The 26,272-nt window shown below is 67.1% G+C and carries 18 protein-coding genes; 9 read left to right on the top strand and 9 right to left on the bottom strand.

All coding sequences use genetic code 11. The features are described from left to right. Positions 1–2: 2 nt before the first annotated feature. The 8 genes from O6Y00_RS12100 to O6Y00_RS12065 form a co-directional block, all read right to left on the bottom strand. Entirely contained in the window at positions 3–746 is a 744-nt protein-coding gene (locus tag O6Y00_RS12100; protein WP_353442867.1) for a hypothetical protein, read from the bottom strand. Continuing rightward, positions 746–2,662 (bottom strand): hypothetical protein, encoded by a 1,917-nt coding sequence (locus tag O6Y00_RS12095; RefSeq protein WP_353442866.1) that lies wholly within the window; start codon positions 2,660–2,662, stop codon positions 746–748. The genes O6Y00_RS12100 and O6Y00_RS12095 overlap by 1 nt, the downstream gene beginning before the upstream one ends. Next, on the bottom strand, positions 2,662–4,602 hold the full coding sequence (locus O6Y00_RS12090) for a hypothetical protein (RefSeq protein WP_353442865.1): 1,941 nt from the start codon (positions 4,600–4,602) through the stop codon (positions 2,662–2,664). The genes O6Y00_RS12095 and O6Y00_RS12090 overlap by 1 nt, the downstream gene beginning before the upstream one ends. Further along, positions 4,599–6,455: a hypothetical protein gene (locus O6Y00_RS12085; protein WP_353442864.1), complete on the bottom strand. Its 1,857-nt coding sequence runs from the start codon at positions 6,453–6,455 to the stop codon at positions 4,599–4,601. Before O6Y00_RS12085 ends, O6Y00_RS12090 begins: the two co-directional genes overlap by 4 nt. A 169-nt stretch (positions 6,456–6,624) precedes the next feature. Further along, a complete protein-coding gene (locus O6Y00_RS12080) occupies positions 6,625–7,431 on the bottom strand; it encodes a hypothetical protein (RefSeq protein ID WP_353442863.1) in 807 nt (268 codons plus the stop codon). Further along, the gene (locus tag O6Y00_RS12075) at positions 7,428–7,898 is read right to left on the bottom strand and encodes a phage tail protein (RefSeq protein WP_353442862.1); all 471 of its coding nucleotides are present in this window, start codon (positions 7,896–7,898) and stop codon (positions 7,428–7,430) included. Before O6Y00_RS12075 ends, O6Y00_RS12080 begins: the two co-directional genes overlap by 4 nt. A gap of 28 nt (positions 7,899–7,926) precedes the next feature. Further along, on the bottom strand, positions 7,927–10,026 hold the full coding sequence (locus O6Y00_RS12070; protein WP_353442861.1) for a phage tail sheath family protein: 2,100 nt from the start codon (positions 10,024–10,026) through the stop codon (positions 7,927–7,929). Positions 10,027–10,439: 413 nt separating this feature from the next. Next, positions 10,440–11,459, bottom strand: coding sequence for a hypothetical protein (locus tag O6Y00_RS12065; RefSeq protein ID WP_353442860.1), 1,020 nt, complete (start codon positions 11,457–11,459; stop codon positions 10,440–10,442). An 833-nt stretch (positions 11,460–12,292) separates the two neighbouring features. Here O6Y00_RS12065 and O6Y00_RS12060 point away from each other — a divergent pair. From O6Y00_RS12060 to O6Y00_RS12040, 5 genes are all read left to right on the top strand, one after another. Further along, complete coding sequence (locus O6Y00_RS12060) at positions 12,293–12,610, top strand: hypothetical protein (protein ID WP_353442859.1); 318 nt, start codon at positions 12,293–12,295, stop codon at positions 12,608–12,610. An 80-nt stretch (positions 12,611–12,690) separates the two neighbouring features. Then, on the top strand, positions 12,691–14,178 hold the full coding sequence (locus tag O6Y00_RS12055; RefSeq protein ID WP_353442858.1) for a tyrosinase family protein: 1,488 nt from the start codon (positions 12,691–12,693) through the stop codon (positions 14,176–14,178). 312 nt (positions 14,179–14,490) lie between these two features. Further along, positions 14,491–15,123, top strand: coding sequence for a DUF2182 domain-containing protein (locus tag O6Y00_RS12050; RefSeq protein ID WP_353442857.1), 633 nt, complete (start codon positions 14,491–14,493; stop codon positions 15,121–15,123). Continuing rightward, a complete protein-coding gene (locus O6Y00_RS12045) occupies positions 15,116–17,200 on the top strand; it encodes a hypothetical protein (RefSeq protein ID WP_353442856.1) in 2,085 nt (694 codons plus the stop codon). Before O6Y00_RS12050 ends, O6Y00_RS12045 begins: the two co-directional genes overlap by 8 nt. Positions 17,201–17,294: 94 nt before the next feature. Beyond that, positions 17,295–17,498: a hypothetical protein gene (locus tag O6Y00_RS12040; RefSeq protein WP_353442855.1), complete on the top strand. Its 204-nt coding sequence runs from the start codon at positions 17,295–17,297 to the stop codon at positions 17,496–17,498. A 482-nt stretch (positions 17,499–17,980) separates the two neighbouring features. Here the strand turns inward: O6Y00_RS12040 and O6Y00_RS12035 are convergent, their stop codons facing one another. Beyond that, complete coding sequence (locus tag O6Y00_RS12035) at positions 17,981–18,322, bottom strand: hypothetical protein (protein WP_353442854.1); 342 nt, start codon at positions 18,320–18,322, stop codon at positions 17,981–17,983. A 189-nt stretch (positions 18,323–18,511) separates the two neighbouring features. On the opposite strand from O6Y00_RS12035, the gene O6Y00_RS12030 reads away from it, so the two are divergent. The 4 genes from O6Y00_RS12030 to O6Y00_RS12015 all read left to right on the top strand — a co-directional run bounded on the left by O6Y00_RS12030 (position 18,512) and on the right by O6Y00_RS12015 (position 26,270). Then, the gene (locus O6Y00_RS12030; RefSeq protein ID WP_353442853.1) at positions 18,512–20,320 is read left to right on the top strand and encodes a DUF885 domain-containing protein; all 1,809 of its coding nucleotides are present in this window, start codon (positions 18,512–18,514) and stop codon (positions 20,318–20,320) included. 167 nt (positions 20,321–20,487) lie between these two features. After that, a complete protein-coding gene (locus tag O6Y00_RS12025) occupies positions 20,488–23,691 on the top strand; it encodes an efflux RND transporter permease subunit (protein ID WP_353442852.1) in 3,204 nt (1,067 codons plus the stop codon). Next, positions 23,684–24,871, top strand: coding sequence for an efflux RND transporter periplasmic adaptor subunit (locus O6Y00_RS12020; protein ID WP_353442851.1), 1,188 nt, complete (start codon positions 23,684–23,686; stop codon positions 24,869–24,871). The genes O6Y00_RS12025 and O6Y00_RS12020 overlap by 8 nt, the downstream gene beginning before the upstream one ends. After that, positions 24,858–26,270 (top strand): efflux transporter outer membrane subunit, encoded by a 1,413-nt coding sequence (locus O6Y00_RS12015; RefSeq protein WP_353442850.1) that lies wholly within the window; start codon positions 24,858–24,860, stop codon positions 26,268–26,270. The genes O6Y00_RS12020 and O6Y00_RS12015 overlap by 14 nt, the downstream gene beginning before the upstream one ends. Positions 26,271–26,272: the final 2 nt, after the last annotated feature.

The raw sequence follows: 26,272 nt of genomic DNA, 5'->3' as shown, positions 1-26,272 counted from the left end.
CCTCAAAGATCGAAGATGTGTTTGATCGCGGAAACGCCGGGGATGACGTTGGCATAATCCCCGCCATACCCCGGCCGTGCGAGCGTGGCCGCGACTCGGATCGTCCGCTCGATCGTCTCGATCATCGGCGTGATCGCCTTGGTCTGCTGCTTCAGCGTGACGCTCACCTCGGCCCGCGCGGGCGAGGTGTCGGGATTGAAGCGCGTCATCTTGATCGACAGGCTTTCCATCACGCAGTCGGCGTTGATGCCGCCATAGATCAAGGTGCACTGCGGCGGCGGGAAGGTGGTTTCGAAGCCGCTGCTGAACCACTCGATCAGCCCGCCGGCATCGACGCCCGGATTGACGAACGAGCGCAGGATCGCGAGGTCGGGTTCGATGCTGCCGTCATAGCGGTTGCCGACCTCGGCGGTCGCGCCGTCGAGCGGGACGCCGCCGTCGATGACGAAATCGAGCGAGAAGATGCGGTGATCGCCGCATCCGGCCTGGACCGGGTGGGTGCGAACCAGTTGCGGCCCGATCTCCTGGAGATCCTTGTAGGCGGCGGCCGGTGCGGTCGCGAGCTTGGTGTACCAGGGCTGCGCCGAGTTCATCGCCGCACTGGTCTTGTCGAAAGCCCAGTTCCCGAAGTTGGTCGCGTCGGTGTATTTATAGCTCTTCTTCTCGGTCATCGATTCCGGATTGAACTGGAAGCGGAAGACCAGCGGCGGCAGGCTGAGCCACGAGGCGAGATATCCGCGCGCCATCAGACTGCCGCCGCCAGCGGGGCGCCGGGTGCGAAATCGAGACCGCGGCGGCGCAGTTCGTCGATATGCGCGAGCACGTCGCTGGTCAGACGATCGATATCGAAGCGGGCATGCGGCACGCTGCGTGCGGCGGGTGCCGCCACAGGGGTAAGGTCGATCACGACGTCGGCGATCTCGATCGTCGCGCGGACCCGGTCGACCGTGTCCGCGACGACCGCGCCTGGGATCGACTGCGTATCGCTGGCCGGCGTCCGGCGAAAGCTTTCGGTCAACTGGTCGAGCATCGTCGTGAAGCCGGTGCCGGTCAGCCAGGCCTCGTATGCTGCCGCGATCGCCTCGAGCCCCGTCGCGGGCCGCGTGCTGGCTGCGTCATGAGCTTCGGTGAAACTGCGCCCGACATCGATCGAACGTTGGTGGACGATACCGAGCTGGGTGGCGAACCGTGTCGAATTGCGCTCGAGCTCGGCCGCGACCAACGTTTCCATCCTGGTCGCGACGGCGGTCAATCCGGTGCGTAGCGCGCCGATCATCTCGTCCATACCGCGCAGCAGTTCCTGCCGCGTGCCGTCGAGCGCGGCCTGCAGCGACGCGGCGGCGCCCGCAGGTGCGATCGCGTCGGCGACGTTGGGCATCGCCGGCAACAGCGACGACGGCAGCGCGCCAGCCGCCTGCGGGCCGGGGATGTCGATGCGTGCGGCCCTGTTCAATGCCCTTATCTGCGCGCGAGCGAGCGGCGGCGCGTCTGGCCGGATCAGCGCGAGGAGCGGCGGCAGCACGGCGGGGAGGACGCGGACGAGGTGCGTGATGAGCCGGAAAATCCGCAGATCGCCGAAGCGCGCGAGGACGACGAACAGCGTATCGACCAGCCAGCGGAGCATGACGTTGACGGTGCGCTGCAACGCGCCGGCCAGGAACTGGAAGACCGCGAGCGCGCCGGTCAGGACGGTGCCGACCAGCGTGAAGATCCCGGTCAGCGCACCGCGGATCGTCTCGGCGAGGATCGTCGCGAGCCCGGCCGCCAGCCGCGCTGCCGAGGCGACCAGATCGAAGACGGTGACGAGCACGACGCCGCGCAGCAGCAGGACGTTGCGTACCAGGAACTCCAGCATGTCGACGATCGCGAGCTTGATCGCGTCGAGCTTGTCGACGAACAGCGCCAGGCTGCCGACGAGGATCGGCACCAGCAAGACCATCCCGTCGATCAGCCGGACGATCCCGGCGACCGTCGCCTGGACCGCGTGGAGCATCGTCAGCCAGCGTTCGCCGGCGGGGGTCAGCGACGCCTGCAGCCGTTCGGCCGGCGGCGGTGCGCCGCTGCCCGCGGTCTCGACCAGGCCGGTCGCGAGGTCGAGGATCGAGCGTAACTCGGCGAGCTGGTCGGTCGCCGACTGGCCGAGCGCGCCGGTTGGCGTCGTCTCGGGCGTTGCTGCTGTCGCTGGCGCAGGCTTCGTGCCGATCCCCAGCCGCTGGATGATCCGCTCGATCGTCGTTACGATTGTGCTCATCATGCCGATCATCACCGGCAGCGCGACGCCTGCGATCGTGCCGCCGACGATGCCGCCGACCAGCCCGCCGAACAGCCGGCCGATGCCGCCGAGCAACCCTTCGATGAACCCGCCGATCCCGCCGCTCGCGACGAGATCGCGGATGTTGACGATATGGACCGCAAGCGCGCCGGCGATCATGGGTGGCGCGCCGAAGCCGCCGCCCGGCGTGAACGCCTCGGCGAAGGCGAACCCGGCATAGCGCGCGGTCGCGGTCGCGATCTGGTCGACCGACAGACGCATCGCCGCGAGCTGGGCGATCGCCTGGCCGAGTTGCGCGACCAGGCTATGCGTTTCGAGCACGGCGACCCGGCGGGCGAGCGCTTCGTGCTCCATCAGCAGCAGTCCGAGCGGGTAGCTGGTCGGGTCCATCAGCCGCGCGCCGCCTGCGCGAGAACGCGCTCGCCCTCGCCGTAAGCGTCCTGCACCGCGCGCTGGAAGCGGCTGGCGGTCTCGCGGACCAGTGCCGCGTCGATGCTTTGGCCACCACCGCGGATTTCGAGCCGGTGCATGTCGACCCGCGCGAGCACCGCGTGGCGGGCGAGGATATGCGGGGACGTGGCGGTGACGACGACGGTATCGCCTCGCCCGGCGATCATCTCGTCGTGCCAGAAGGCGCGCATCGCCCCGACATAGATCGGGATCACGCTGCCGATCGCGGCGAACCCGCCCGTGGTCAGCCAGCGCTCGATCGCGCCGGGTGCGGACTGTTGCTCGGTGCCGAGCGTCTTGACCTGGTTGGCAAACAAATCGTTGGCGGCGGTCGCGGTGGTTGCGGCGAACCGGGTGAGCGACGGGCCGGTCCGCGCTGCATCGTCCGCGCTGGCCTCGAACGTCGCGGCGAGATCGGTCAGCGCGCGCGCGCCGCCGCCGACGATACCGGCGATATCGTTCGCGATCGCCGTCCCCCAATTGGCGACGGAGCGGCCGACGGTCGCGCCCCGCCTGCCGATCGCACGGTCGTAGAGATTGGGCATCAGCGGCATCCGCGGCGCGATCGTCTCGGCGGGGTAGCTGCCGGTGCTGGCAAACAGCGCGTCGATGATCTCGCCGACCAGACGCAGGGCACGGCTCGCGTCGCGTCCTGTCGCGCCGGGCATCGGGAACACCGCAGCGCGCGCCGCCAGGATCATGCCCTGCAACGCGTGATACAGGACGAAATTGACCGCGCTGCCGGCCGCATCGATCAGGTCGTTGGGCGTCACGCGGATCCCGAAATGATCGAGGATGAACGCGCTCGGCCCGAGGAACGGTTTGATGAGGGCGAGCAGGTCGAAGTCGAGGACATGGTCGATCGCGCTCAGCACGGTGTCGACGATCGCGATATAGTGGTTGATATAGTCGCGGATCGCCTCGAGGAAATCGTGGAGGACTTCGGTCAGCAGCGCGAAATGGCGTTGCGCGAAATCGCCATAGTGGCGGACATTGTCGGCCAGCAGCATCCCCATCACGGTGACGAGCGCGGGAAGTCGACGCAATTTGTGCGGTAGCGTGACGAAGAAGATCGCATAGACCCGGCGGCGCAGCGCCGCGAGCTGGCCCTCTACCGACTGGATTGCGGTCAGCACGACCATCCGCAACCCGGTCCAGACCCCCCGCACGATCGTTTCGAGCAGGTCCGGTATCGTCGGTACGACGATCAACGCGGCGACGACATAGCGCGTAAAGATCTCGATCGGCTGTGCGTTCAGATAGCTGGGGATCGTCGCGGCGGGATCGGCGGCGCGGGTTGCGGTTGCCACACGCGGCGAGGCCTGCGGCGGGATACCGACCAAGCCGCGGACGACGGCGACATCGCCCGCCAGCGCGCGGAGCTGGCCGGTGCTCGACACGACCGCGCGGTACGCCATCGCCGCGAGCCCGAACAGCTGCCCCGCGTGCGCGTTGCGCGGATCGAACATGGTCGCGGTCGGCGTGGCGAAGGCGGCGATCTGCGCGTCGATCGCGGCGATGATCTCGCGGATCGCGCCGAGCAGGGTCGGCAGGATCATCTCGTCACGCGCCGCCTGGGCGACGCGACCCACCCCGCGCCCGAATGCAACGAACGGCGCGGCGATCGCACCCCCGATGGAACCATCCGGACGATGCGCCGTCAGAGCACCGCTCTGCGTCGCGGTGATCCGCCCGACCAGCGCGGTGCCCTCGAACGCATAGACCGGGAAGCCGCGCGTGCGAGGCTCGAGGATCCGAAGCTGGTCGAGCCGTTGCGACAGCCACGGGCCCAGCGGGGTGAAGCTGCCGAGCAGCCGATCGACCGCGCCGCGGAACGGCGCCTGTGCGCGGGCGATCGCGGCAAGATCGATCGGCATCATGCCGCCGCCAGATAGGGTTGCGCGCGCAGCAGCCCGGTCAGGTCGTTCGCGAAATTGCGCGCGGTCGCAGCATCGCCGTCGGGGAGCACCACGGTCAGCCGGCCGATGATCGGGCGCAGCCGGCCGTTGTCGGGCACCCGCACCGGATGCCGGTCCGCGAGCGTGGCCGCCTGCGCGGTGACCACCGCGTCGATCGCGGCGAGCATCGGTCGCAGCGCCGGCAGCCGCGCGCGAACCAGCGGCATCAGGCTCTTGGCGATCATCGCCTGGACCTGCACCCGGCGGTCCTCCAGCGCGGCGCGCCCCTGCTCGACCATCTCGGCCGGCACTATGCCCATCAGCAGCGGCATGAGTTCGCGGGCACGGTCCAGACCAATGACCGGCGATGGCGCGGCCGCCGCCTCGGCTGCGGTTGCGGCGAGCTGATCCGCGACGATGCTGGCGGGCGCGCGGGTCAATCGTGCGATCATCGCCTGCGTCTCGGCGGTCAGCCCGAACGGCGCCATCGTGTCGGCCGGCAGCGCGCCGATCGTGAAACGTGCGGCCGATCCGAGCTGCGATTGTGGATCGAGCAGCGCCTCCGCGTTCTCGATCGTCGGCATCGGCGGACGCGGCCCGATCATGCCTTCGAGCAAATCCGCATCGGGCAGACCCGGCCAGTGCGGCGCCCCGGCCGGTAGGATCGAGCCGCCGGACGGTGACGGGGCGGGCGCCGGTGAGGGCGGGATGATCGTCCTGACGACCGTCGCGACACGGCCGAGCGCGCGGAACGTCGCGATCAGCGGGATTCTCATGAGGATTCGGCGTGCCGCGTCGATCGTCTCGTCCAGACCGTTGCGCGCCTCGACATCGGCGATGAAGGCGCCGACGATGAATGCGACCGCAAGGTTCAGGAGCGCGTCGGTCACCAGCGCGATCATCCGGTCGACCCCCGCCATCACGCCCTGGAACAGACCCGCCAGCAGGTCGGGCAACGCACCCGCCGCGTCGCTCCACAACCATTCCAGCTGCGCGCGCGCGTCGTTCACCATCGTCTTGACCAGCACGATGCTGGCCTCGGCAAGCGCGCGGATCGCCAGGAACTCGCGGGTCCAGGGCAGGATCAGTGGGCCGATGCGCGTAACGATCAGCCCGATTGCGCCGATTCCTTGTGCGAACAGCGCCGCCATCCGATCGACCAGCCCGAGCAGCGAGGCGATCAGCGGGTTGCCGACGCCCGAGCGCGGGCCGAGGAGCACTGACACTAGCCTGGGCAGCGCGACGAAGAACCGCGCCAGCGCGCCGAGCGCCTCGATCGCCAGTTGGGCCGCGTTCGGCGTGCCCGCGGTCACCGCGACGTAGACGATCGCGGCGAGGACGCCGATCGGCAACAGCACCGCCGCCGCGCCGAGCCCAACGCCGGCCACCGCGCCGCCGACGCCGAACGCGATCGTGCGACCGAAGAACGAGGTGTCGAACAGAATATGAAACAGGATACGCGGCAGCGCACCGGTCGCGGTGCTCAACAGGCCGAACAGCGCGAGCACGATTCCCGACGGCGACAGCAATAGACCGAGCGCCATGCCGGCTAGTCCGGCCAGCGGCTCGACAAGATTGGGTCCCGTCGCTCCGGCGACCAAGGGTGCGCGGGCATGGCGATACTGCGCCGCCAGCGCGTCCAGGTTGACGATCCCAACGAGCAGCTGGTCGCCGGCGCGTGGCAGTCGCGTGCCGAACCAGGTCGACAGGAACGCGCCGCGCGCACGATCGATCACCAGCGCCTCGATCGCGAGCACCTCGCGCCAGCGGTCGAGCGGCGCGGCGGTACCGGCCAACCTGCCGAATTGCTGTTGAAGGAAAAGCGCGATCGGCATCGTCAGCCCCGCCGCGCCGCATTGATCTCGGCGTTCTCGCGTTCGATCTGCTCACGCAACAGCGAAGCAAACGCCTGTCTGTCATCCGTCGGCATCGACATGATTTCGCTCCATGACCAGTGAAGATGGTAGGCGAGGAAGAACAGTTCGCGCCTCAGCCCCTCCAAATTCACTCCATTGCTAAAAAACGCGACAAATCCAGATTGGCCTTGAACTCGTTGCCGCACGCCGGACATTCGATCGGCCGGATCAGGTCGACCCCCGGCGCGGCCGAATTCAGCGCGCGATCGATCAGGCGGCGGTCGGTCATCGTCAGGTCGACGAGGATCTTGGGGCCCAGCGCCTCGAGCCGGTGCGCGGGCACGTCGCCGAGCGCGACCATGCAGCGCGCGAGCAGGGCGTTCTTGCCGAGCGACGGGTTCTTGCGCATCTGCGCCGCCACCGCGCTTTCGTCGGCGCCGGTCGGCAGTCGCAGCACCATCGCGGTGTGCAGCATCCCCGCCCGGTCGAGATAGCCGTCCTCGAGTTCGACCGGGATCTGTTCGACACGCTCGCCGTCCTCGAGCGAGCGCACCGGCAGGTCGTCGAGGTCCTCGGTCACCTCCCACGCGTGATTGCACGACGGGCATTTGTAGCTCGCCTCCAGCGCGGCGCCGAAGGTGATCGCGCGCAGCCGCAGCAGCAGATAGTTGCGATCGGCCGAATACATGTTGGCGACGACGAGCGGCGATACGGGTTCGCCACCGAGATCGACGATACAGCCGTTGAGCAGTTCGGTGACGAGCTTGCCGCCGTTGCGCTGGTTCTGCGTGTCGGCCAGGATCGCTTCCTCCCGCCCGGTCATCTTGCGCAGCGCGCCGTCGCGCCGGATCGTGCCATCCTCGTCGGTAACGCCGATCGGCAAGGTGAACGGCAGCGTGCGGCGACCGCCCGCGGCCGGTGAACGATCGATTGGAAACTCCTCGTGCATGTTCATCCGACGCGCTCCAGTCCCTCGTGCTCCAGCACGATCGTCTGCTTGAGCAGCGTGGTGCTGCCCGCCTCGAGATCGGTGAATTTGGACGATTTGACCCAGGCGCCGTAAAACGCGAAGGTGAGGACGTCGGCACCGTTGTGGCGCTTGACGATCATCCCGTTCTTGCGGACGCCCGACGATCCCTGCTCGGTGACGTTCAGCTTGAAGGTCGATTGGAACCAGTCGCGGAACACCTTGTCCTGCGGGCTGCCATCGACATAGCGCTCGACCGTCAGCGATTCGAACTTCACCTTGGAGCCCGCCAGCTTGTAGACCCGGAGCGACCCGCCATCGGGCTGTTCGACCGACTCCAGTTCGCCTTCGGAGAGTCCCGAGACCTTGGACACGCCGGGGCTTTCGACCCCTTCGACCATCAGCACGAACTCGTTCGCGCGGTAGCTTTCCCATATGTTTCCGACGAGAGGCATCGCAGTTTCTCCTGGCTGGACGGGGAGGTCACTTCTCGGCGACGACGCCGCCCGAGGGTTGCTGGCCAACCGTGATGATGATCGTCTCAGCGGGCCGGGACGGGTAGAAATAGACTTCGACGTTGAGGATGCCCTGGTCGACCTGGTCGGGCGGATTGTTGGTCGCGTCGCAGATGACGGTGAAGACGTCGGCGGGATTGCCCGTCCCGAACGCACCGCGGCGCCACAGCCCGAGCAGGAACGGCGTCACCGTGCCGTAGTTGATCGAGTTCCACAGTTGCGACCGGTTGGGCTCCTGCCGTACCCAGCGCAGCCCGTCCTTGAGGCTCGACTTGACGAGATTGAAGAGCAGCCGGACGTTGACGTACAGCCAGCGCGTGTCGGTGCTGAGCGTCCGGGAGGCATCGATGACGATGCCCGCCCGCGGCATTGCCCGGATGCCGTTGACGCTGCCCTCCTTGACGAGCTGCGTGTGCTCCTCGTCGGTCATGCGGTAGGTGACGTCGATCGCACCGGCGAGATTGGCCTCGTCGCCGGCGGGCGCCTTCCATACGCCGCGCAAGCCGTCGATCCGCGCGTAGACACCCATGACGTGGCCGGTCGGCGGAATGGTCCGCTGCGGCGCGTCGCCGACGCCCTGCGCGTCCGACACCACGATCCACGGGCTGTAGAGAGCACCGTATACTTTCCGCCCCTGGAACGCCTGGCCGTAGGCGACCGCATCGGCACCGACCACGCCCTCTGGCGTCGAACCGACATACATGCAGTCCTCACGCCCCTGGCAATAAGCGAGGCCCCCGATCACGACCGCGGGATCGCTGCGTTCGCAGGCGACGAGCTGGACGGCGGCGGTGTCGAACGCATGGAAACCGGTGCGTGCGGCCGGGTCGCCGACGAACTCGGGCGCGGTCGGCGCTCCGTCGCGGCCACCCGCTAACGGCGCGAACGCGGCGCCCGCCGGCAGATCGACTCCGACCGCGCTCGCACTCAACAGATCCTCCGCCATCACGTAGCGCGATCCGGTCATCAGGTGATTGAGCCGGGTCGGCGCATAGTCGGCGGTGTCGGACTCCATCGACAGGCCATCCCAGACTTCGACGACGTCGGCCGGATCGGTGCCGCCTTGCGCGACCGTCAGCTTGAAGCGGACCGCGCGTACCTTGATTTCGCGCCCCTTCCAGGTTGCAATGTTGGCGATGGCGGGCGCCCAGGTCACCGCGCCGGTCAGGTCATTGCGCGTCATCAGCTTGACGAGCGCGTGGTTCGCGGGCGCCGTCGGGTCGACGATCTCGAGCGCATCGCCCGGCATGAAGTTATCGCTGCGCCGGAGTGTCGCGCCGGTCGTCGTCACCGCAGCGGGCGCGGCGAAACTCTCCACGACGACGGCTGGGAAGCCGACCGCGGCGTTGGCGGTGCGTACGCCGACGCTGGTCCAGCCATTGGCGAGATGTGCGATCTCTCCCGAGGAGGTGAGCATAAGCTTGCCGCCCGCGACGATCGCCGCGCCGACCTTGCTCTGGCGCGCGCCGATCGCCGCGGCGATCTCGCCCGGCGTGGCGTTGGCCGGATCGGCGAAATCGGCGGGTTGGAACGTGATGGTCTGGTCGGTGCCGTCGACGGTGAGCGCCAATGGGGGCAGCGCCGAGAGATCGGATGTCGCGGGCAGCGCCGCGGGGGTGGTGATCGCCGCGCGCGCGCCCTCGCGCAGTCGCGTCTCGAACGCCGGGCTGGGCTCGACCTTGATGGCCAAGCCATCGCCCCAGCGGCCGGGATCCTTGGCACCGCGGAACCCGGCGAACAGGCGCAAGGTCGGTAGCGCGGCGGCATCCTTGAGCGACAGCGACGAGGGCACATGACCGGTCGCCGGATCGGAGGACACGACCCGGTTGATATAGGCCGCGCGCCCGCCATTGTCGAAGAAGCCCTTGACGAGGTACGCGCCGAGGCCGCCCGGAAAATAGCTGCCGAAGCGTTCGACGAACTGTTCGAACCGGTCGATCCTGATCGGTCGGTTGGCAACACCGCGGCGGGTAAGCACATTGAACGCGGCTACCGAGGTCGGCGCGGCGACGATCGAGGGGCTGGCGGAGCCGTCCACTTCGCGGATGTTCAGGCCGATATTGGGCATGGGCGTGCTCCTGCTAGATGGGACGGCTGGGGGCGTGACGGCGTCGAGGTGCCGGCGGCGTATCGGGAGCCGGGTCGATGACTGGATCATTAGCTGAAGCAGAAACTGGGTGCGGGCGCGGTTCGGGGACCGCCGTGGATGAGGCCGACCCGGGTGGGGCCGACGCTGCTGGATTAGTCGCGACCGGGTTCGACGCAGCGGGGATCGACGCAGCTGGGTTCGATGCCGCGGGGTTCGACGCGGCTCGTTTCGGCGCCGATGACGCAACCTGTTGGAGTGCACCGCCGGCGAGCAGCCGATCGATCTGGCGCGAGCGAACGCGTTCGATGCGTTCGCCGGCGGCGACCACCGAGACCTGGCCATCGGCATGCAACTCGACAGGCTGCCGACGCGGATTGTACAGGATCAGCCGGTCATCCACCGGACGGTTCCCGGGGATCGACGATCGTCGAGATGGTTTTGACTGGAGCGACGGCGACGGGAACGCCGCGCTCGCGCCAGGCGGTCACGCGCAGGTGAATCAACTGGCGCTCGATCGCAAAGGCGCGTTCGCGATTGGGCGCCATGATCCATTCGGTGCGTAGCGTCGCGTCGTTGACGGCGAGTGTGCCCTGGCGGGGGAGCGCATCGAGCAGGAAATCGATCAGCACCGCCTGCTCGGCACGGGTCGCGGCACGGGCTTCGATCGCGTAATCGAGCGTGAAGGCTTCGCTGGTTCCGCGCAGTCGCAGGCCGTCGCCGGTAAAATCGGCCGGCGTCGAACCCGCAGCATCCAGCGCCCAGGCGGGCTGGAGGTCATAGGGCTGGATCAGGAGCAGGGGTAGCGCGGCGGGCAGGGGCGTACCCGACGCCACGAGCTGCGCCGGCACCGGCGTGCCGGCGATGCTGATCTTGCCATCGAGCCGGTCGACCAAGGCCGCGTCGATGTCACCGGGCATCGACGCGCGGGCGGCGGCGAGCGCGTCAATGCGCGCGACGAAGAGCGTATTCGTGACGCACCGCAGTTCGATCTGGTCCACCGCGCCACGCACGGCAGGGGGCAGATCGACCAGGCTGAACCGCGGCGATTCCCACCGATCGGCGCTGTCGAGCGGCAGGCGACGACGCCAGCCATTGCCCGGCGAGCCGATCGGTGCCGCCGCCGATCCGAGACGCAGCTCCAGGAAGAAGGGGGCGTCGGCGCGCGAGCCGGTCGCCACATTGGCCTGCCAGGTCATCCGAAGTTCCGGCCAGGTGGCAAGGTTCAGCGGTACGATGCTGCGGCGCAGGCGGTGATCGATCGCGGTGCCCGCAGTCTGTGCGACGAGCGACCGCGCGTCGCCACTCGGCGTGCCGGTCGCGACATCCGCCGCAATGCTCAACGTATCGGACGGCGTCACCCCGTCGGGGGACAAGGCCGTCCAGGACGCAAGTTGCTGCATATTGTCGATCATCAACGCAGCCAACAGTTCCTCCCGTTACGATCGCCTTAATAAGACGAGCGCCATTTTTATCGTTTTAGTAATGCAGAATTTGCTTGCACGAAATCGACTCTATTAAACTGAGTCGCGATATAGTGTTGCAATGTGAGTAGAGTCATCGATGATGTCAAGTTCACTATCACTGACCGATGGATGCCTATTCGAGCATTTGACCAAGTTTCGATTTAAAACACTATTATGGATGTATAGAGAAACCGAGTTATGAAGCGGCAGTCACTTGGCGATAAGCTACCGGTTATTTATCACGCATATCTGAGCAGAGCCCATGTAGGATACGGTCACCGATACATCAGGGATTGCGCACGTTGACATCATCCAATGTGAACCATTCTACAAATCGTAAGATATCTGGACCTTTCGCGGTGTTGCAGGGGGGGGGCGGTATTGACCGACCAGATGCCGCAACTGGTGCGTCCGACTGTCAGCATGATGGCAGGTCCGCGTAGCGTGGCTGAAGAGGCCGGGTAGCGTTCGCCGCCATGACTGTGCTGCTGCATGCACCGCAGGAGCAGGGCATGTCGCGATCATCGCACGCGTTTAGAGTAGTATCACGGTGCCGCAAATTGCGGATGATGAAGCAATCAATCACCGTCTCGAAGGCCGAGATAACTCGGTCGTCGTAAATCGGTGAAATATTCAACCAATATGGTGCATGTTCGGAGTGATCGATCAATTCTAGAATGATAACGTTACAGTTAAGCGTAGATGTTGCGATACTATGCAAGATATTCAGGTCGTGTCTGTACCGATTACGGACAAAGTACTTTGATTTTGGAGAGCGGTGCATGAGCATTCATGGCAGCAAGAACTGGAAGGCGGTCGAGTCGACCGACTTCAATGGCGGTAACCGCAAACTGGTGGTAGCCGGCGATGTCGAGGTTGGCGCAAGCAACGAAGAGCCAGTACTGAGCGACGCCGTACCGCAGGGAATCAATATTAAAATCCTGATCCTCGATCTCGCAACGCCCAAGCACGATGGCGCAGGATCGGAAGTGCTGACGTGGAAATGTGCTGAGTATCGACGAACCATCGAGGAGGACGAGTTCAGTCAGGTCGATATTCGCGGCCACGCGATCGTCGATGTGCTGAAGGAGATTTCCTGAACGACCGAGACCATCGCGGGTTTGCCGAGGTCGGCGTCACGCGGTTCCCGATCCACGCTTCACTAAACGAAGGAACGAAGATGGCGAACGAACGCGTCGACGTCGCGGCGGGCGGTGGTGGCTGGGATAATCCGCTGCTGCGTAACTACGCCTTGGCGATGCGCGCGCTCGACGCGCTGCCGATCTCGGACCAGCACAGCTGGAAGTATCTCGGGGCGATGCACGGTTTCGATGTCGACATCTGGACGCAGTCCGCCCTGATCGATGCCGGAACCGCGGTTCCCCCCTCGCTGACCGACGACACCTTCGGCGACCAGTGCCAGCACAGCACCTGGTATTTCCTGCCGTGGCATCGCGGCTATCTCTTCGCGTTCGAAGCGATCGTCGCCGCCAAGGTCAAGGAACTGACCGGCGACGACTGGGTGCTACCCTACTGGAATTACCTCGACGCGACGAACGCCGCAGCGCGGACCGTGCCGGTCGCGTTCACCGCCGCTACCTTGTGGGACGGTACGCCTAACCCGCTTGCCCGCTATCCAAGGGCGAGGAGCGCGTTGCCGCCGGTTCCGCCGCAGCGCGACATCAGCCTCGAGGGAATGAAGGAGAACGACTTCTCGGTGGGCGCCGACGGGACGCTCGGCCTGGGCGGCGGCACGACCGGGTTCGCGCATTTCGGCGAGATGGCCGGCGAGATCGAGGCCAACCCGCACAACGTGGTCCACGGCATGATCGGCGGATACATGGGCAATCCGTACCTTGCTGGCTTAGACCCCCTGTTCTGGCTGCATCACTGCAACATCGACCGGTTGTGGGAGGCCTGGATGATGACCCCTGGCAAAACGATGACGCACGAAGGCGATTGGCTCGACGGGCCTGGCCCGATCGGCCGGACGTTCGTCATGCCGGGCGCGACCCCGGCGGATGCGCCGTTCCACTACACCGCGCGCGATACCCTCAAACATGGTAGGCTGCACCGCGACTATGACGATCTTCGCAAAGGAACCGGAGTCAGCGGGGGTGGCGCGTTGATCGCGCACACCGCCATGGGTGCGCCCGAACTCCAGCGCGTCGAACTGCTGGGCGTAAGCGCGGACCCGGTGCACGTCGGGTCGATCCCGGCCGCGGCCAGCATCGCGCTGGAACCGGTGGCGGCGAACGTCGCGATCCAGATGATGGGGGCATCGGCGCCGGGCAGCACCATCGCGCGGCTGTATCTGGCGCTCGAATCGATCCGGGGGAATGCACCCTATGCGACGGTGGACGTCTATCTGAACCTGCCCGACGGTGCTGCTCCCGACACGCACGCCGACCATGTTGCGGGAAGCCTCCATCTGTTCGGACTCGACCGGGCTTCGCGTCCCGATGGCGGGCACGGCGGCAACGGCCTCGGTCAGACGCTCGACATCACCGACCTTGCCGACCAGCTCGTCAAGGCCGGCGATTTCGATCCTGCGCATCTCAGGGTGACGCTCGTGCCGGTCGAGGGGAGCTCGGAGACGGATCCGATCACCGTCGCGCGGGTCAGCCTGCTCAAGCGCACGGGGACGATTGCCCAACCTTCGGACTGACGGAGCCCGTACGATGACCGAGAGCGCCGTGATCGAGCTACCAGCACTCGAGCTCCCCACGATCGATCCAGCTGCGATCGAGTTCCCCGTGATCGGATCCACCCGTCATCGATATTGCCACGATCGGTGCGCCGACGATCGGGTGCGCGGCCTGATCGGGGGCCCGCGATGATAAGGTCGCTCCGGTTGGATGGGTTCACGCGACCGCCTTGGCCCTTGTTGCTGGGCATTGCGGCTGCCGGGCAGCTTCTCGTGCTGGCAGCGACCGGGCCCGGCGTCCCATCGTTCTTCTGCGGGAGCGCGGGATGGTTGGTGGCAGCGGATCCCGGGGCGGCGGTCGCGCTGGTTCTGTTGATCGTCGGACCCGCCGCGCTGGCCGGGGGATGGCTGATCATGCTGGCCGTCATGATGCCGCCGGTCCTGCGCTGGCCTGTGATGCACCTCTGGCGATCGAGCCTGCCGGCCCGACGACCGCGCGCGCTCGGCCTGTTCCTGGTCGGCTACGGTGTGCCATGGCTCGTCGCGGGTTTGCCGATGGTGATCGCGGCGATCCTGCTCAGGCTTTTGCTGGGGGAGGGATTGGCGCCGGCGATCGCGATCCTGCTGGCGGCATTGCTGTGGAACGCATCGCCATGGCAGCGCGTGGCGCTCAACCGCGGGCACCGGTCGATGCGGATCGGCGTCAGTGGCTGGAAAGCGGATCGCGACGCCGCCGCGTTCGGCCTGTCGCATGGCGGCTGGTGCGTGTTGTCCTGCTGGCCATGGATGCTCGCGCCGATGCTCGCAGGCGCTTGGCACGCGCCAATTATGGCTGCGGCGACGGTCGCGATGGTCGTCGAGCGGCTTGCGTCCCCCGGTCGACCGCGTTGGCGGCTGCCGCGAACCTGCGTCCTGATCGGCGTGCTGGCCGAGGCGCCGAAGAGGATGCAGGTGAACCATGGATAGACGGATCTGCCTTTCGATCGGCGTCAGCACGATTAACCGCACCGCGGACCGCCAGATCGGCTTCGCCGTCCTCGACGGCGCGGTCAGCGCTGCGAAGTGCATCGGGCGCTGGGCCGATGCGGCTGGTTTCGGTGCAGGCAATGTCGCGGTCGTCACAGACGAACGCGCCGCCGCCGGACCGGTCACGATCGATCGTATCCGAATGGCGGTTGCCGGACTGTTTCCCACCGACGCCGCCCCGGTCGCGCATATGGTGCTGAGCTTCTGCGGCCACGGTCTGACGGGTGCCGAGGTGGGCAGCATCTTCTGGCTCTTTTCCGATTCACTCGAAGAGCAATACCGCGTCAACGTCGACGCGTTCGTCGCCGAGCTCCTCAAATATGGCGCGGAACGCATCACGCTCATTTCGGACGCCTGCCGCGACGGCCCGATCGGCCTCGATCTGCAGCGGCTCGAAGCGCGGCGCGTCGTCATCGGGCCGAGCAAATCGGTCAAGAGCCCGCAATTCGATCGTCTCTCGGCGTGCCAGGACGGCAGCACGGCGTTCATGGTCGGCGAACAGGGCTCGGCGCTACCGGGAAAATGCGTGTTCTCCGGCGTGATCGCCGACATTCTCTGGCGGCGCGAGGCGAGCGCGATCACCGACGGGGCGGTGACCACGATCGGCCTCGGCGCGATAGCGCGGTCGCGGACAACCGAGCGTGCCAGGCAATACGCGCTCGAGCTCTACCCACAGTGCCTGGTCGACCCGCAATCGATGACCCTGGTACCCGCCGCGCCGGTCTTGCCGCCCGAGGTCGGTGCGCAGCCATGGCCGGCCATCGGCCCTGCGCTGGTCATGGGGCAGATCGACCCGCAGTTCGCGAACGACGCCGCGGCAGGCAATCTGGTCCATGCATTCGCCATCCAGGCCTTCGACCTTCAGACCTTAGATCGGATCGACCCAGGCCAGAATATCCACACGGCGATACTCGGCGCCAACTTCGGCGAGGGCATCGCAGATCTCGATTTCGCGAAGAGTTTTTCGGGTTTTCCGGATCGGGCAGCGGGGTCTCTCGCAGACCTGATCCAACTGCGCGCCGTGCTGGACGCCAACGCGCTGCCAGCGGATGTCAGGATCGTCGCGGAACGGCAGGCCGAAACCACGGTCAAGCGGCTTGAAGCGATGGCCGCGACGCAGGCGCGTCACCACGTCGCGGTGCAGATCCGCCAAATGAGCCGACGTCCTGCGGTCGGGCGTGCTGCGTCCGACGCAAATCTGGTCGTGCTTGGAGGCGGCATTCGCGCGATCTGGAGCCCTAAGGACGCCTTGATCGAACGCGGGCCGAGTCTCGATTATGACGCATCGTCTTGGCGCATCGATACGAAGGCGCGCGGTCATTCCGTCGTCGTCGAGACCGACGACATGATCTTCATGCCGGTGACGCTCTACGATGGTTTGCAAGCGACCGTCTCGGCGGATCCGCGCGGCGGCTATGTGCTCGCGTATGGAGACGAGGACGGCGGCGCCCAAAGCGGGTTCGACGCCATCGGCGACCTCGCCGCGGGAACGCTGTCGCCCGCGGATGTCGATCGGCTGGTAGCGCGCTTGCGCGATCGCAAGCATGTCGATCCGATCCTCGGCGTGATTTCCGCGTATCTGTACCGCGCCATCGCCGATGTCGACAGCATCCGGCGGATGGCATATTTCTACGCCGAGCATGGCCAGGCCGTTCCGTTCGACATCGCCATGCTCGGCGCGATGCACGTGGGCTTGGACCCGAGTGGCGCGCTCGCCGCGCATGTTCCCGACGTCGCCGGACGGGCGCGGCCCCCGGGGGATGTGCCGGACTATGTGACGCGCGCGACACCGGCCGTGTCGGTTCCGGTCGGAGGGTGCATGCCCTGGCTGTCGATCGGCTGGGACTATGTCAGCGATCCGGATCCGCAATGGGCGGCACTGGTGGAGGGTCTGGCGCCCTTCGCGCGCGACGTGAAGCGCAGCGGCTTCACCAACTTGCCGGCGGACGCAGGCAGGAGACTCGTCGCGATGCTGAAGTTCGAACCGCTCGCGATGCCGGCGGTTCTGCAGCCCTGATAGCGTCGATGTAGGAGCCAAGCTCGATTTACCGAAGGCTGATGACGCTCAGGCAGCAAAGCGGGCGGAACGCACAACTCGCGCCGCCAATCGGATGGTCGGCGATATCCTGCCGTCGGAGCGGTGTCGCGCGACTGGGCCGGACGTGAGCCGTCCGATGCAGCGCCACCGGTCCGGCGCGCTGGCGGCGCTGCGATTGATCGCTGTCGGCATTAACCGGTGCGCGCGCGTCGCCCCGACCGATGGAGCGGTGACCGCGATGTCGCTCGATCCCGCAGTGGCGACGCCGCAGATCTAGGCCGATCGACATTCGATTCGAGACCGCCAATCTGCGCCTTCTTCCGTCATGCCGGACTGGTTCCGCCAGCCCCGACGCCGCAAAGCCGCGGCTTGTGATTGGTGGAACCATGGACCCCGGGACCTGTCCGGGTGGCGGAGCGAGTGTTGCACTGTCGCGATCCCAAGAAGGTGCCAGAACGCTGGATGTCGATTGGCCCTAGACGGTGCAGCTCTACTCGCCGCCAAACTCGCCGCGACCGAGAGACGCGACGACGCGGCACGACCGAACGGCAGCGCGGCGGTGTTCGCGCATCGGCACGCACCGGCTGCGGCGATCGTCGACCGGACTTCCGACGCCGCGTTCGCCGCGATGTGGACGCCTTCCGTCGCGTCGATCAGGGAGTTTCTGGGCTTGACGACGATAGGGTCTGACGATCTCCATCCGCCTACGCCGGGTGTCGATGCCTATCGCCCGTGCCGCCCCCCCGGCCGAGCGACTGGTCAGCGCTGTTTCTTGGTCGTCGTCGCGGTGAAATCAGGATCCTTGTTCGCCACCCAGTCGACGAACTTGCGCACCGCTGGGTTGGCCAGCAGCGCCTCGACATCGGTCCCGTGGCGTTGCAGTTCGGCGTTGGTGTAATTGGCGGTCAAGGTCTGCTGACAGATCGCGTGCATCGGCACGACGTCGCGTCCCCCACGGCTTTTCGGTACGGGGTGGTGCCAGACCGTGATCTTGCCGGTCGGGCGGCCGCACAGCCAGCAGGGAATGACGATTTCCGGCGCGTCTTCTTCTTCGGAGACGATGTCTTCGCGGGGGCCGTGTTTCGAATGTTTGCGGGCCATAAGTGTCCGTCCTCCTGATCCGCGTGCCCGGCGTGGCGCGGGCTGGAGCGCACGGCGTTTGCGCAGTATCGCGGTCCAGGCAAGCCCGGCTCGACCGCATTCCGCAAAATCCCTGCATCGCGGGGTCTCTAAACGTGCATTTCCAAACGGCAGCCGATACGCTGGCCGTTCACCAATCGGGGAGTGGACATGCATCGCCGCAATTTTATCGCCAGCGCCGCTGCGGCGTCCGTCGTCGCGACTCTGCCGGTCAGGGTCGCCGCGGCGCCCGCAGACCGTGATACCGCGCTGCGCACGATGCTCGACCGCTTCTTTTACGCGCGTCTCGATTCCTCGCCCGAACAGGCGACGCAGATGGGACTCGACAGCGGTACACGTGCCGCGTTGAAGTCGCGGCTCGACGACCAGTCCGCGGCCGGGCAGGCGGCCGACCTCGCGCGCGCCAAGGCCGAGCTGGCGGAACTCCGGACGTTCGGCAACCGGGGTCTCTCACCCGCCGCCGCGCTCGATTACGAGGTGGTGAGCTACCAGTTGACCCGCGCGATCGCGGGCGCCGAGCGGTTCACCTATGGCGACAGCCTCGGTCGGTTCGCGCCCTATGTCCTCAGCCAGTTGACCGGACCGTACCGTGACACGCCCGACTTCCTCGAGTCGCAGACGCGCGTGCGCGACGCAGGTGAGGCCGACGCCTATCTCGAACGGCTTTCCGGTTTTGCCAAGGCGATCGACGACAGCAGCGATCGGCAAAGCCGCGATGCCGCGCGCGGCGTGTTCGCCCCCGATTACATCCTCGATACCACGCTGAAACAGCTCGGCAGCGCGATGGAGCGACCGGCGGACCAGACGGTGATGGTCGCGAGCTTCGCCGCCAAGCTCAAAGCTGCCAACCTGCCCGCCGACCGCGTGGCGAAAGCGACTGCGATCGTCCAGCGCGACGTATTCCCCGCGCTCGATCGGCAACGCGCGCTCGTCGCCGACCTGCGGGGCAAGGCGGTGCATGACGCCGGGTGCTGGCGACTTCCCGACGGCGAAGCCTATTATGCCGCAGCGGCCGAAGCCGCGACGACCGTGGCGATGACCGGCGACGAGATCCACCGGCTCGGTCTGGCGCAGGTCGCCGAGATCGGCGCGAGGATCGACAAGATTCTCACAGCGCAGGGGATGAGCAAGGGGACGGTCGGCGCGCGGCTCGTCGCGCTCAACCAGCGTCCCGACCAACTCTATCCCAACACCGATGCCGGACGCGATGCCCTGCTGGCGCACCTCAATCGCCAGATCAAAGCGATGCAGGCGCGGCTTCCGGAGGCGTTCGCAACCTTGCCCAAGGCACCGGTCGAGGTGCGTCGCGTGCCGCCGACGATCCAGGCGGGCGCGCCCGGCGGCTATTACCAGAACGCCTCGCTCGATGGGTCCCGACCGGCGATCTATTATATCAACCTGCGCGACACGTTCGACCGGCCGAAGTTCGGCCTTGCCACGCTCACGCATCACGAGGCGGTGCCGGGGCATCATCTGCAGGTCGGCCTCGCGCTCGAAAGCACCGAAATCCCGTTGATCCGGCGGCGTGGTTTCTTCAGCGGCTATTCGGAAGGCTGGGCGCTGTATGCCGAGCAGCTCGCCGACGAGATGGGGATGTACGAAGGCGATCCGCTCGGCCAGGTCGGCTATCTCCAGTCGCTGCTGTTCCGCGCCACCCGCCTGGTGGTCGACAGCGGCATGCACGCCAAGCGTTGGAGCCGCGAGCAAGCGACCGATTACCTGATCGCGACGACCGGCATCGCGCGCGGTCGCAGCCAGGGCGAGATCGATCGCTACACCGTCTGGCCGGGGCAGGCGTGCAGCTACAAGATCGGCCACACGGTATGGACCCGGCTGCGCGCAGAGGCGCAGAAACGGCCGGACTTTTCGCTCAAGCAGTTCCACACCGTATTGCTCAAGGGTGCGATGCCGCTCGCGATATTGGAGCGCGTCGTACGGCGGGACATGGGGGCCGCGTAGCGTCATCGGCAGCCTGGCAAGGCGCTCAGATCGCGCGCTCGCTGAAACGTAAGCAGCATTGACCCTTGCATTTTCCTGCTGCGGTGCCGCAAAGGGAAATCGTCGGGCAGGTCTGGCGGCTCCGGGAGTCGCCACCAGTCGTGCCGCGTTCGGATTGGAGATCATCCGTGATCGGTATCGTCAGGGTCGCCCTATCGCGCCCGCTCACCTTCATCGTCATGGCCATTCTCGTCGCGGTCGTTGGCGTGCTCGCGGCCGTGCGGACGCCGGTCGACATCTTCCCCGACATCAAGGTGCCGGTGATCGCCGCCGCATGGACGTATCAGGGCCTGTCGCCCAACGACATGGCGGGGCGCATCATCACCCCGTACGAGCGCGTCCTGTCGACTACCGTCAACGACATCGACCATATCGAGAGCCAGTCGATGCCGGGCATCGGCGTCGTGAAGATCTATTTCCAGCCGGGCGCCGACATCCGCACCGCGACCGCGCAGGTCACGTCGGTGTCGCAGACCGTGCTCCGCCAGTTGCCGCCGGGCGTCACCCCGCCGCTGATCCTCAACTACAGCGCGTCGACCGTGCCGATCCTGCAGCTCGCGCTGTCGGGCGTCGGGCTGTCCGAGGGCAAGCTGTTCGACACCGCGGTCAACCAGATCCGCCCCGGCCTGGTTACCGTGCCGGGTGCGGCCATCCCGTATCCGTCGGGTGGACGCCAGCGTCAGGTGCAGATCGATCTCGATCCACAAGCGCTGCAATCGAAGGGCCTGTCGGCGCAGGACGTCGGCCTCGCGATCGCCGCGCAGAACCAGATCAACCCGGCCGGTTTCGCGAAGATCGGCGGGTTCCAGTATAATGTCCGCCTCAACAACGCGCCGGGCTCGATCGACGAGCTGAACAATCTGCCGGTGAAGGTCGTCAACGGCGCGACGATCTACATGCGTGATGTCGCCCATGTCCGCGACGGCAGCGCACCGCAGACCAACGTCGTCCATGTCGACGGGTCGCGGTCGGTGGTGATGACGATCCTGAAGAACGGATCGACCTCGACGCTGGCGATCGTGCAGGGGATCAAGGATGCGCTGCCCGCGATCCAGGCGACCTTGCCCGACAGCCTCAAGATCGTGCCGATCGGCGATCAGTCGCTGTTCGTGAAGGCGGCGGTCGAGGGCGTCGTCAAGGAAGGTGCGATCGCCGCCGCACTGACCAGCCTGATGATCCTGCTGTTCCTCGGGTCGTGGCGGTCGACCGTCATCATCGCGATCTCGATCCCGCTCGCGATCCTCGCCGCGATCATCGCGCTGTCGGTGACCGGCCAGACGCTCAACGTGATGACGCTCGGCGGATTGAGCCTCGCGGTCGGTATCCTGGTCGACGATGCGACGGTGACGATCGAGAACATCAACTGGCATCTCGAGCAGGGCAAGAGCGTCCGCCAGGCGATCCTCGACGGCGCCGCGCAGATCGTCACGCCCGCGTTCGTGTCGCTGCTGTGCATCTGCATCGTGTTCGTGCCGATGTTCTTCCTGCCGGGCGTCGCGGGCTTCCTGTTCGTGCCGCTCGCGCTGTCGGTGGTGTTCGCGATGATCGCCTCGTTCGTCCTCTCGCGGACGCTGGTGCCGACGATGGCGATGTACCTGCTCAAGCCGCATGCGGGCGACGTCCACGCCGCGGGCACGCCGACGTCGCGCAATCCGCTCGTCCGGTTCCAGCGCGGGTTCGAGGCGCGGTTCGAGCGGTTTCGTGGCGGTTATGGCCGGTTGCTGGAACGCGCGCTGGCGACCGGCAAGCCGTTCCTGCTCGGCTTCCTCGCGGTGGTCGCGCTGTCGATGCTGCTGATCCCGTTCCTCGGCCAGAACTTCTTCCCCGCGGTCGATGCGGGCCAGATCACGATGCACGTTCGCGCGCCGATTGGCAGCCGGATCGAGAGCACGTCGGCGCAGTTCGACCGGATCGCGCGGCGCGTCCGCCAGATCATTCCCGCCAACGAACTCGTCTCGGTGGTCGACAACATCGGCCTGCCGGTCAGCTCGATCAACGCGACCTACAACAACTCGGGCACGATCGGCCCACAGGACGGCGACATCCTGATCCAGCTCGCGCACGAGCACACACCGACCGCCGATTACGTGCGCAAGCTGCGCGAGACGCTGCCGGGTGCGTTCCCCGGCGCGACCTTCTCGTTCCTGCCCGCGGATATCACCAGCCAGATCCTGAACTTCGGTGCGCCCGCGCCGATCGACGTGCAGATCACCGGCAAGGATGCGGCGGGCAACTACGCCTATGCCCGGACTTTGCTGCGGAAAATCGCGGCGATCCCGGGCGTTGCCGATGCGCGCATCCAGCAATCGGCGCGCTACCCGGAACTCCGCGTCAACATCGATCGCAGCCGGATCGGGCAGTTGGGCCTGACCGAGCGCGACGTCACCGCCAGCGTCGGGTCGTCGCTGGCCGGCACGATCCAGACCGCGCCGGTCTATTACCTCAACCCCGAGAACGGCGTGTCGTACAGCGTCGTCGCGCAGACCCCCGAATACCGCGTCGGATCGATGAGCGACCTGTCGAACATCCCCGTCACCGGCACCAATGCGGGCGGTACGTCGCAGGTGCTCGGCGGGCTTTCCACGGTCGTCCGCAGCACCTCGCCCGCCGTCGTCTCGCACTACAACATCGCGCAGGCGATCGACATCTACGCGACCCCCAATGGCCGCGATCTCGGTGCGGTGGCGGGCGACATCAAGCGTGTGCTGGCGGATGCCAAGGCGTCCGCGCCGAAGGGCACGACAGTCGCACTGCGCGGCCAGTATGCGACGATGAACAGCGCGTTCTCAGGGCTCTTCTTCGGGCTGATCGGCGCGATTGTGCTGATCTATCTGCTGATCGTCGTGAACTTCCAGAGCTGGCTCGATCCGTTCGTTATCATCACCGCGTTGCCCGGTGCGATCGCCGGCATCGTCTGGATCCTGTTCCTGACCGGCACGCCGTTGTCCGTGCCGGCGCTGACGGGGGCCATCATGTGCATGGGCGTCGCGACCGCCAACGCGATCCTGGTGGTGAGTTTCGCGCGCGAGCGGCTCGTCGAGCTGGGGGATTCGCACAAGGCGGCGATGGAGGCGGGGATGACGCGTTTTCGCCCGGTGCTGATGACCGCGCTCGCGATGATCATCGGCATGTTGCCGATGGCGTTGGGCATGGGCGAGGGTGGCGAGCAGAACGCACCGCTCGGCCGTGCGGTGATCGGCGGGCTGATCGTCGCAACGTTCGCCACGCTGATGTTCGTGCCCGTCATCTTCAGCCTCGTGCACCGCAAGGACGCCGAGCGCGCCGCCGCCAGAGACCGCCGCGACGAGATTTTAGAGGAAGCGCATGTCTGAGATCGTTCATCCGGATCCCGTCGCCACCGAGCCGCAGCGCGGGTCGCTCAGGAAAGTCGGCATCGTCGCGGCGGTGATCGCGCTGGCGCTGGTGGCATTCGGTATCTTCACGCGGCACCGCTCGGACTCGCAACTCGCGACCTGGACGACCGCACAGTCGACGCCGATCGTCACAGTGATCCACCCGACCGCCGAGGGCGCAAGCGATGCGCTGACGCTGCCGGGCAACGTCCAGGCGTATAACAGCGCGGCGATCTACGCGCGGACCACGGGGTATATCCGCAAATGGTTCGTCGACATCGGCGACCCGGTCCGCGCCGGCCAGACGCTGGCGATCCTCGACGCGCCCGAGGTCGACCAGCAGGTCGCCGCCGCACAGGCCGATCTCCAGACCGCCCGCGCGAACCGCTCGCTCGCCGCCTCTACCGCGACGCGCTGGCGCGATCTGCTCGCCAAGGATGCGGTGTCGAAGCAGGAGACCGACGAGAAGATCGGCGACCTCGCCGCCAAGTCCGCGATCGCCAATGCGGCGTCGGCCAACGTCCGCCGGCTCGGCGCGTTGCAGGGCTTCACCCGCCTGACCGCGCCGTTCTCGGGCGTCGTCACGAGCCGCTCGACGCAGGTCGGTGCGCTGGTGACGGCCGGCACCGCGGCCTCGACGCCGCTGTTCACGATCGCCGACGTCAACCGGATGCGGATCTACGTCCGCGTGCCGCAGGCCTATTCGGGGCAGACCCGGCAGGGGATGCACGCGACGCTGACCGTGCCCGAATATCCGGGACGCGCCTTCGACGTGACGCTGACCCGCAGCGCCGACGCGGTCGATCCGCAGTCGGGAACCGTTCTGGTCGAGTTGCAGGCGGCGAACACCGATCGCGCGTTGAAGCCGGGCGCCTATGCGCAGGTCAAGTTCCCGGTCGGTGCGGGCGGCACCGGCGTACGGCTGCCGTCGAGCGCGCTGGTGATCGGCGCGAAGGGCACGCAGGTCGCGGTCGTCGGCAGCGACGGCAAGGCGCATCTTAAAACGATCACGATCGGTCGCGACGATGGCGACAGCGTCGCGATCAGCGCAGGGCTCACCGCCAGCGACCGCGTGATCGACAGCCCGCCGGACTCGCTCCAGACCGGCGACCCGGTCCGTATCGCGCCTTCGACAGGACCGGCCCGTGCGAAGCGCTAGGCTGGGCATGGCGGCGGTCGCGGCGGCGGGCTTGGCCGGGTGCTCGCTCGCGCCACCGTACAGCATTCCGCCGAGCCCGGCCGCGGCGGCGTACAAGGAACTCGGACCGCAAGGGCAGGGGCCCTGGCAGCCAGCCGCCACCGACACGTCGCTCCCCGCCGCGTGGTGGACCGCGTTCGACGATCCGACGCTGACCGCACTCGAAGCGCGGATCGAGGCGGGTAATCCCGATCTCGCCGCCGCCGTGGCACGCTACGATCAGGCGCGCGGTCTGCTCGGCGAGTCCCGTGCCGCGCTACTGCCGTCGATATCGGTAGGGGCCGACGGCGGTCGTTCGCGCGTATCCGCCGGCCGGCCGCTCTCGCCGGGCAACGCAGCGACCTACAACAACCTCTCGGTCGGCGCGTCGCTGGCGTACGAGATCGACCTGTTCGGCCGCGTCCGCAATTCGGTGCGCGCGGATGCCGCCTCGGCGCAGGCCAGCGCGCAGGATGTGGTCGCGGTCCGTCTCGGGCTCCAGGCGTCGCTGGCGGATTCCTATTTCCAGATGCGCGGTCTCGATGCGCGTACGGTGTTGCTGCGCCAGACCGTCGCGGCGTTCCAGCGCGCCTACGACCTGACCGACACGCGCCATACCGGCGGCATCGCCTCGGGGATCGACGTCAGCCGCTCGGCCGCGTTGCTGTCGAGCGCGCGCGCGGAACTGTCGGCCGTAGCAGGCGCACGCGCGGCGTTCGAGCACGCGATCGCCGCGCTGGTCGGCGAGACCCCCTCCACCTTCGCGATTCCCGTCGCGGACACGTTGCAGCGTCCGCCCGCGATTCCCGTCGGCGTGCCGTCGACGCTGTTGCAACGCCGCCCCGACATCGTCGCGGCCGAGCGCCGGATCGCGGCCGCCAACGCCCAGATCGGCGTGGCGCGCGCAGCCCAATACCCCTCGCTCACGCTCGGCGGGTCGGGCGGGTTCGAGGCGGGCAACGGCAATATCCTTCGTGCCTCGAACAGCTTCTGGGCATTGGGGCCGCTATCCGCCGCGCTCGCGATCTTCGACGGCGGTGCACGGCGTGCCCGCGTCCGCATCAGTCGCGCGCAATATGACGAGGCGGCGGCGTCCTACCGCTCGACCGTCCTCACCGCCTTCCGCGAAGTCGAGGACGACCTCGCCCGCTCACGCGCACTGGTGGATCAAGAACGCGACCAGCTGGCCGCAACCCGCGCCGCCGAACGCACGCGCGACCTGGCGCTCATCCGCTACCGAGACGGCGCGTCCGACTATCTCGACGTCGTCACCGCGCAGACCGCCGCGCTCGACGCGCAACGGCTGTTGCTCGAAGTCCAGGCCGCACGGTTGCAGATCGCGGTCGATACGGTGCGCGCGATCGGCGGCACGATCAGCTGAGC

Origin of the sequence: Sphingomonas faeni (genome assembly GCF_040407565.1) — a bacterium.
Lineage (GTDB): Bacteria > Pseudomonadota > Alphaproteobacteria > Sphingomonadales > Sphingomonadaceae > Sphingomonas > Sphingomonas faeni_F.
Note: the sequence above shows the minus strand (reverse complement) of the source record. Positions and strands in the feature narration are given on the sequence as shown.

Coding starts and splice junctions, on each gene's coding strand:
- O6Y00_RS12075 (WP_353442862.1), bottom strand. CDS start 7,898: ATGCCTCTCGTCGGAAACATATGGGAAAGCTACCGCGCGAACGAGTTC.
- O6Y00_RS12030 (WP_353442853.1), top strand. CDS start 18,512: ATGCATCGCCGCAATTTTATCGCCAGCGCCGCTGCGGCGTCCGTCGTC.
- O6Y00_RS12035 (WP_353442854.1), bottom strand. CDS start 18,322: ATGGCCCGCAAACATTCGAAACACGGCCCCCGCGAAGACATCGTCTCC.
- O6Y00_RS12095 (WP_353442866.1), bottom strand. CDS start 2,662: ATGGACCCGACCAGCTACCCGCTCGGACTGCTGCTGATGGAGCACGAA.
- O6Y00_RS12045 (WP_353442856.1), top strand. CDS start 15,116: ATGGATAGACGGATCTGCCTTTCGATCGGCGTCAGCACGATTAACCGC.
- O6Y00_RS12080 (WP_353442863.1), bottom strand. CDS start 7,431: ATGAACATGCACGAGGAGTTTCCAATCGATCGTTCACCGGCCGCGGGC.
- O6Y00_RS12070 (WP_353442861.1), bottom strand. CDS start 10,026: ATGCCCAATATCGGCCTGAACATCCGCGAAGTGGACGGCTCCGCCAGC.
- O6Y00_RS12020 (WP_353442851.1), top strand. CDS start 23,684: ATGTCTGAGATCGTTCATCCGGATCCCGTCGCCACCGAGCCGCAGCGC.
- O6Y00_RS12085 (WP_353442864.1), bottom strand. CDS start 6,455: ATGCCGATCGCGCTTTTCCTTCAACAGCAATTCGGCAGGTTGGCCGGT.
- O6Y00_RS12090 (WP_353442865.1), bottom strand. CDS start 4,602: ATGATGCCGATCGATCTTGCCGCGATCGCCCGCGCACAGGCGCCGTTC.
- O6Y00_RS12065 (WP_353442860.1), bottom strand. CDS start 11,459: ATGATCGACAATATGCAGCAACTTGCGTCCTGGACGGCCTTGTCCCCC.
- O6Y00_RS12100 (WP_353442867.1), bottom strand. CDS start 746: ATGGCGCGCGGATATCTCGCCTCGTGGCTCAGCCTGCCGCCGCTGGTC.
- O6Y00_RS12040 (WP_353442855.1), top strand. CDS start 17,295: ATGGTCGGCGATATCCTGCCGTCGGAGCGGTGTCGCGCGACTGGGCCG.
- O6Y00_RS12060 (WP_353442859.1), top strand. CDS start 12,293: ATGAGCATTCATGGCAGCAAGAACTGGAAGGCGGTCGAGTCGACCGAC.
- O6Y00_RS12055 (WP_353442858.1), top strand. CDS start 12,691: ATGGCGAACGAACGCGTCGACGTCGCGGCGGGCGGTGGTGGCTGGGAT.